This is a genomic window from Moorena sp. SIO4A5, assembly GCF_010672005.1.
In the GTDB taxonomy this organism is placed as follows: Bacteria; Cyanobacteriota; Cyanobacteriia; order Cyanobacteriales; family Coleofasciculaceae; genus Moorena.
In genome coordinates this window covers 1-4,235 of the sequence record NZ_JAAHHZ010000413.1, presented here as the reverse complement: position 1 = coordinate 4,235, position 4,235 = coordinate 1, and the positions used below count along the sequence as shown (strand labels likewise).

The following is a 4,235-nucleotide window of genomic DNA, read 5'->3' as shown; positions in this document are numbered from 1 at the left end:
TTGCTTGGGCTGTATCTGTGAGCAACCCCAGACGACGGATTAAAACTGGGGGTGCTGCTGAGCTGTGGGTGCTAGCTTGTGCGACAGCGTTACTAATGATTGGTATCTGGTTGGCTAATGGTGGCGGGATTACAACCAAAGTTACTCAAAGTCTTGGTCTGAGGGATGGTGCGATTACCACTTACAACCAGAATGCCAGCGCTAATCATATCTATGCCGAAATTACTGGTGTCTGGGCTAGCGATCGCTCTGATGCCTCTGGCCGCTACTGGATTATCGATACTGCTGGAAGTGAGTTCATCGTAACGGATGGAAACGGTATCTATAAGACGGGGGAGCAGATTACTATCTCTAAGCTGACCACCAATATTGGTCAACCAGCTCAAACCACGGTCTTGACTTTGAGTTGGGACGATGAAGATCCTATTCCCGGATTACAGCAGCTGGCAGCACAATACCCTGGTGCTGCGATTTTCGTTAATGGCCAGGTAGCCGTAGATTTCCCCGAAGATGTGAAACCAGCTGCACAGCTTAATCAACTTCAGACTGTTAGCGTGAGCGGCTCGACACTAAAATTCACCTATTGTCCACTGACTACAGCTATCACTAAGTTGACTGATCAGTACGCTGTGGGAAATCTAAGCGTAAAGATAATCTCACCAGCAGCAGTAGGACTATGGAATGGCTAACTAACTTAATCGGGATTGGTATTACGGCAACGATGCTGGTTGCAGCTAGTCCAAGTCAAGTTTCTGTTGAACCAGTACCTGATGGCATTACCCCGGTTACACAGATTCAGCCCACTGCCCCAAAGCGGCACCGAATAAACGTAACAGTAACAGCACCGGAAGACATCAAGGTGAAGCAGGGGGACAGGGTGAAGGTGGGTGAAACTCTGTCGGACCGCACTGCTCAACGAAAAACACTGGAAGCAAGACGGAACCAGCTGCAAATCGCGATCAATCAGATGAGTTTACCGTTACCCCCAATCCAACAACCGCCAACACCTTCTTTCAGTGAGGAGGAGGCTGCGATCGCAAAGGCTCGGAATGATTTAGCATTGGTCGAAATGGAAATTGAAGCAGCTCCACCCCTCCGCTTCAAGATGGATTATCTCAATGTCATCCACGACCAAGATAAAATCCAGAAACGACAACGGTTACAGGAAAAGCGCATCAAAACACAGATTGCGATCGACTCTGCTATTGCTCGGTTAAATGCTGCTGAAACTCGTTACCAACAGCAGATTTACCGGCATTCTCTGGAAATGATGAAGTATCAAACTAATTTGCAGCGGCAGCAGTACCAACTGGCATCTTTGGTGAAGCAGTCTCAGGAAGTGGAGAAGGAGCTGGCAGAATTGAGTATGGTGCGATCACCCTATGCTGGTCGGGTGAGACGGGTGAAGATTGTTTCTCAAACAAACCGGGTGATAACTGCTGAGATAACTCTTGATGTTAGGGGCGATCGTTAATTCTAGGGCAAGGGCATGTGATACACAGTGCTCCAAGGAAATATTTTTCGATAAAATAACTTGATTTTTTCTTATATCTACAGTATACTGTAGATATAAACGGAAGGAAGCCAGAACCAAAGAGATTCCTCCCGTTGTCAGTCAAATTAGAGACTTAACTCAATATTATGCTATATGACCAATCGTTGGACTTCGAGCAAGAGTCGAAGATCCATCAGACAGATGGTTTTGCTACAGAAACCATGCTCTCTTTCCAGGAAAGGGGCTATGAGGATGGTTATCTGGGGGTTTGGAAAGGCCGCTGCGATTACTTCAACCAATCCAAGCAAGTTTGCCATTCCTCAAAAGTATGTCGAAAAAACTGCCGGTATATGTCAGGTTTTGTCTTTGGCAAACACAATGCCAAATTAGACAAGCACTGGGCAAGCTTGAACTCCACAAATACAGAGTTTTGATAGACCAAGTAATCGACGAGAAAATTAATGCGAACCATGGAGAATTTAAAGATGAATCCCGAAGTTGATACTCAGAATTACTCAAAGAGTTCCTTACATTTACCTTCCAGTTTAAGGGAGTTACGTATTGCGGCTTGTCAAGCAAAGTCTACACAGGTAAGAGAGCGGACATTATCTGAAATAATAGCTGACTTGTCTAAGCCTATACCTTTGGGGCTTATCAGTCTTAAACCAATCACCAAAAAGATTAATAATGAGGTAGTTGTCTTGAAAAGGGTTCCGTACATCAAAGTTTACATACTTTCCGCCATCTTTGATTATATTTGTCCAGGGTGGGAAAAGAAAGATCAAGCAGATTATATGGGTTCAGAAGTATGTGTTAAAACTACACTTATCATACATGCTTCTGATGGAAGTTTCTCCCGAGATGCTTTTGGAACAGAACCAGTATCGTCTAAAGCATATGGTGGACCATTATTATCTGCTTCAGCACAATCTTTTCGGCGTGCAGCTTCTTTGTTTGGATTGGGGAAATATTTCTATCATGATGGTACTGCCCAAGCTACTGTCAAAAAGATTTTCGCTCAATCACAGACGAATGAAAAAAATGATAATGAACAGGAAAGGGATTATGTAGATAATCTATCTCTATCTAATTATCACGATTAATTAATAAGTTCTGTGATCAGATATATGTGATCACAGAACTTAGCTTTGATTTGTTTATCCCCTAAATCTAGCACAAAGTAGTTGTATGAAAGAGCTTGGAAGAGTAGAGCTGAAGCCATTTATTGAATGGTGTGAATCAAAAGAGCATATGCTCGAAGAGAGCATATACAGTCAAGATTATAACCGTCTAGTAATTCCACTTGGTTATAAGCTAGTTAATGTCAAACCACCGAAAGTTATTAAAGCACATTATGACCAGAGAATGGACAAGCTAGCATCAATATTTTGTCCAGATTGGAAACTATCTTTACTTTGCAAGTACGGCAAAGGAGGAGGCGTTCGGCTTCATCGGGACGCATCAATATATGGGAGGCAGGCGTTTGTACTAAGTAGCACTGACTATCTATTCATTATTGATGGTTTAGAGTACAGCTGTAAGCGTGGAATTATCTATCAATTTGATTCCAAGAAACTCCACAGTGTGCCATCTGTTAAAGAGGAAAGATGGGCGTTGATATGGTGGGAACCGTCGAAGCTTTGGAATGAACAATTCCAACAGCTAAGTCTTTTTTAATTTCATTTAAGTTAACCCAATAGTAAGCTGCGTCAAAGGCGATCGCAGTACACACCAATAGACAACCTATCCTAAATTGTAACTAGGAAAAATCCCAAGGAGAAACAAGCATGAGTATAATCTCATTTGTACATAGTGAAATCAAGGAAGACATAATCGCATTTTTGTCAATAGACATAAAAGACCCTTTATTAACTACTTTAATTCAAGAGATTAATGTAGGTTACAGAAAAGGTTATTTATTTGTAAGATATCGAGGTAGTTTATTGTGCAAAGTAACAGATTCGGAAGCTTGGATATTCCCTGGATATCAGACAAAATACATCCCTGAGTATTACGACAATTATTTTGTGCTTAAAGCTACATGCGAGTATCTATCACAATATTATTGTTTACCCCCCGGAGACATAGGTGTCATTGAATCATGTGATGATTGGAAAACCGAAGGATACTATTTGATTGATTATCCAACCTTAGCTTGGGAAGACAATTATAACATTTTAACTCTAGATTTAAATCACACTTTTCCTGTCAGGGAGAATCCTTGTCAGCGTCAGCCTCGTCAAAAAATCAAAAGCTGCTCTCGCTGTAAATATTATGCAGAAGGAGAACCACTTCCGTGCGCCGTGAATCCATCTTTGTCTTCTAGTATTAATTATTGGGAAAACAACGATTGTATTCACTGGGAAGCAAGTGAAAGGAACTGGAACAAGAAATCCTTTAGCTGGATAATTTGCAACATGTAATGCAAAAGAATTAACCCACTACTCCTTACTCCCGCACGGAGCGCAGGGGGTGCCGGGGCGCTGGGAAACCGATCAACTACTTGGCATCACCAGTAACCAGCCCCGTGCATCCCCCGGAGCGGAGTCAATAATTTTCTCTAAAACAGAATCACTTCGTTTTCTATTACCAGGGTCTAGAGCCGGGACGACCGGAGTGTAGTGGAGCGAAGCGGAACGAAACGCAGGGAGGCCGGGCTCGGTCTAAGGGGCCCCACTGCACGAGCATTGATCAACTTTTGGGATAACCAGGATATTGATGGCGAGGGCGGTGGGGAAGT

5 protein-coding genes and 1 pseudogene are annotated in these 4,235 nt (G+C 42.8%); all 6 read left to right on the top strand.

All coding sequences use genetic code 11. The features are described 5' to 3' along the window. Positions 1–689: pseudogene (locus F6K57_RS38145) on the top strand (hypothetical protein); the annotation flags it as partial. Further along, positions 677–1,474, top strand: a complete 798-nt coding sequence (locus F6K57_RS38140; protein WP_293073679.1) for a hypothetical protein — start codon at positions 677–679, stop codon at positions 1,472–1,474. The pseudogene F6K57_RS38145 and the gene F6K57_RS38140, both read left to right, overlap by 13 nt. Positions 1,475–1,641: 167 nt before the next feature. Further along, positions 1,642–1,929 carry a hypothetical protein gene (locus tag F6K57_RS38135; RefSeq protein WP_293073676.1) on the top strand — a complete coding sequence of 96 codons (288 nt, stop codon included), beginning with the start codon at positions 1,642–1,644 and terminating at the stop codon, positions 1,927–1,929. Positions 1,930–1,965: 36 nt separating this feature from the next. After that, on the top strand, positions 1,966–2,598 hold the full coding sequence (locus F6K57_RS38130; RefSeq protein WP_293073673.1) for a hypothetical protein: 633 nt from the start codon (positions 1,966–1,968) through the stop codon (positions 2,596–2,598). 85 nt (positions 2,599–2,683) lie between these two features. Then, complete coding sequence (locus F6K57_RS38125; protein WP_293073671.1) at positions 2,684–3,172, top strand: hypothetical protein; 489 nt, start codon at positions 2,684–2,686, stop codon at positions 3,170–3,172. Between the two features lie 110 nt (positions 3,173–3,282). Next, a complete protein-coding gene (locus tag F6K57_RS38120; protein WP_293073668.1) occupies positions 3,283–3,918 on the top strand; it encodes a hypothetical protein in 636 nt (211 codons plus the stop codon). Positions 3,919–4,235 lie beyond the last annotated feature (317 nt).